The organism is Streptomyces albipurpureus, from assembly GCF_023701525.1.
Taxonomy (GTDB): Bacteria; Actinomycetota; Actinomycetes; order Streptomycetales; family Streptomycetaceae; genus Streptomyces; species Streptomyces albipurpureus.
Genome location: NZ_JAMQAW010000035.1, coordinates 1 through 3,219 on the forward strand (window position 1 = coordinate 1; position 3,219 = coordinate 3,219).

Annotated in this window: 2 protein-coding genes; both read right to left on the minus strand. The window is 68.3% G+C overall.

The genetic code is table 11. The features are described 5' to 3' along the window. Window positions 1–2,339: non-ribosomal peptide synthetase (locus NBG84_RS27135; RefSeq protein WP_250922249.1), on the minus strand; the 2,339-nt coding region annotated here is incomplete at its 3' end. Window positions 2,340–2,349: 10 nt separating this feature from the next. Beyond that, window positions 2,350–3,219 (minus strand): AMP-binding enzyme (locus NBG84_RS27140; RefSeq protein ID WP_250922250.1); only part of this gene is annotated, 870 nt, incomplete at its 5' end.

The following is a 3,219-nucleotide window of genomic DNA, read 5'->3' on the forward strand; positions in this document are numbered from 1 at the left end:
TAGGCACGCATGTTCGCGACCGGTCTCCCGATCGGAATCGCACCCACCCCCGCCAACTGCCGCGGCAGCGTGAACGTGGAGGCGTAGAAGCTCTCGGTCTGTCCGTAGGCATTGATGACACGCACACCGGGCAGGGCGCTGTGCACCTTGCTGACCAGATCGGCCGAGAGGGCTTCACCGGCGAAGACGACGGTTTCCACGTCGAGTGCAAGGCTGCCCGGGGCTTCGGTGAGCTGGTCGAGGAGTGCGGAGAACACCCTCGGCACCGCGTTGATGGTGGTGCCCGACCATCGGTCGCGTTCGGCGAGTTCGAGTACGTCACGCACGATCTCGACGCTCGCTCCGGCGGTGAGTGCGGCGAAGATCTCGAACACCGAGACATCGAAGGTCACCGAGGTCGCGGCGAGCATACGGGCTCCCGGCTCCAGCTGTGCCGTCTGCCGCAGGTCCCGTACGCCGTTGACCACGTTCGCGTGGGTGATGGCGACGCCCTTGGGGGCCCCGGTCGAGCCCGACGTGAACATCACGTACGCCAGGTTGTCCGGCTTGGCACCGACGTCAGAGGTCCGGGGGGCGGGGCCGTCAAGGTCCAGGTCGTCCAGGCGCAGGACCGGCCTCCGGCACCCGGACACTGTCGCCGCCGTCTCCCCATCGGTCAGTACCAGTGCGGGATCGGCGGTGTTGAGCAGGAGGTCTATGCGCGCGGCTGGGTACTCGGGATCGATCGGCAGATAGGCACCGCCGGCCTTGAGCACACCCAGCAGGGTGACGACCAGGTCCGCCGTCCGTGGCAACGCCACCGCCACCAGCACATCCGGCCCGACACCGCGGTCCCGTAGCACCGCGGCCAGCCGATCCGCACGGACGTCAAGGTCCCGGTATGAAAGCGCCGTTTCCCCGGCCACCACCGCGATCGCGTCCGGTGTCTCCATCGCCTGGGCTGTGACGAGTTCCGGCACCGTCGCCCCAGATACCGGTGCCGCGGTCTCGTTGAGCCGTGCCAACCAATCCCGCTCGGCGTCGGTGAGTACATCCACCCCGCTGAGCCGCGCCCCTGGGTCGGCGACCACCTGCCGCAGCACACGCACATAACGGTCGACGAAACTCTCGGCCGTTGAGTGGTCGAACAGTTCCGCCGCGTACTCCAGCCGCCCATACGCGCCCCCGGACGCGGTCGGGATGATGTTGAAGAACAGGTCGAACTTCGCAGTGCCGGTGCTCGCGGCGAGGGGTGTGACCCGCAGACCCGGCATCTCGATCCGCGACCACTCGAACTGCCAGGCCAGCATCACCTGGAACAGCGGCGAGTACGAGGTGGAGCGCTCCGGGCCCAGCAACTCCACCAGGCGCTCGAAGGGAATGTCCTGGTTGTCGTACGCGGCCAGGGCTCGGTCACGCACCTGATCGAGCAGGTCGCCGAACGACGGATTCCACGACAGGTCGACACGCAGTACCCAGGTATTGGCGAAGAACCCGATCAGGTCGTCGAGTTGCTCGTCGGCGCGGCCCTCGATCGGGCTGCCGATCGTCAGGTCGTTACCGGCACCGAGGTGGTGCAGGAGTACCGCGAGCGCGGCCTGAGCGACCATCGGCGCCGTCGCACCGCGGTCCGCGGCGGTTTTCCTCAGCCTGGCGAGCAGTTCGGGTTCCAGCTCGAAGTCGACGTGCCCGCCGCGGTGGTCGGCGGCCGTCGGCCTCGGCCGGTTCAGGGGCAGCTGCACCGGCTGCGGCACCCCGGCCAGTTCCTGCCGCCAGTAATCCATTTGCCCGACCGCGATGCTGTCCGGGTTGTCTTCGTCGCCAAGGAGTTCCCGCTGCCACAGGGTGTAGTCCTTGTACTGCACCGGAAGCTGCGTCCAGTCCGGGGCATTCCCCTGGTGGCGGGCCGAGTACGCCGACACCAGGTCGCGGAGGAACGGCCCCATCGACGCCCCGTCGGCGGCGGTGTGATGGAACACGAACGCCAGGACATGGTCCAGGGGACCGGTCCGGAGCACCGTCGTCCGTAGGGGAAGGTCTGTCTCCAGGCGGAACGTCTCGGATGCCACCTCGTGCAGTGCGGCGTCCAGCGCGTCCGCGGCCACGTCGACCACCCGGAAGGGGAGGGCCGCCTCCTGCGCAGGCAGGATCCGCTGCTCCGGTGTGCCGTCCGCGTCCTCCACGATCAGGGTACGCAGAGCCTCGTGCCGGGTGGCGACGTCCTGCACCGCCGCGGCCAGGGCCGCGGTGTCCAGCGGCCCCTCCAGGCGGAGGGCGAACGGGATGTTGTAGGTGGCGGACGGGCCTTCCAGGCGGTAGAGGAACCACAGCCGGCTCTGGGCGAAGGACAACGGGATCATCGACGCTCTCCTAATCGGTCATCCGCCGCACCTGCGGGCGGTTCGACGGGGCCAGGTCCTTGAGCCGAACTGCGAGCTGGGCGACGGTCGGATTGCGGAAAATCGTCGTGACGTTCACGTCGACGTTGAGCTCGGTGCGTATGCGGCCGACCAGTCGGGTGGCCAGCAGCGAGTGCCCGCCGTGGTCGAAGAAGTCGATGTCGATGCCGATCTCCTCCACGCCGAGCAGTTCGGCGAACAGCCGACACAGGACTTTCTCGTCGTCGTTGCGCGCCTCTCGTCCGGCGGCGGCCGGGGTGTGGTCGGGGTCGGGGAGCGCGGCTCGGTCGAGTTTCCCGCTGGGTGTGGTGGGAAGCTCGGCGAGCGGCACGATCGCCGAGGGGACCATGTACTCCGGCAGATGCTCCCGGAGCCGGTCCGTCAGGGCCTCGATATCCGGCCCGGCCGGGTCCGCCTCGCCGTCCCGCACCACATAGGCAATGAGGCGTTGGTCGCCCCGCGTCTTCTCCCGCACGATGACGGCGGCTTGTGCCACGTCGGGGTGTTCGGTGAGTACGTTCTCGATTTCGCCGAGTTCGATGCGCAGTCCGCGGAGTTTGATCTGGAAGTCGGTGCGGCCGACGTACTCAAGCTGGCCGTCCTTGTTCCATCGGACGAGGTCGCCGGTGCGGTACATCCGTGTGCCGGGTTCACTGTAGGGGTTGGCGATGAACCGCTCAGCGGTCAGCGCGGCCTGTCCGAGGTAGCCTCGGGCGAGTCCGGTGCCGGCGAGGTAGAGCTCACCGGTGACGCCGGGCGCGACCGGGCGCAGGGCCTGGTCCAGCACATACACCTGGGTGTTCCAGATCGGTGTGCCGATCGGCACGTGTTCTGTGCCTGG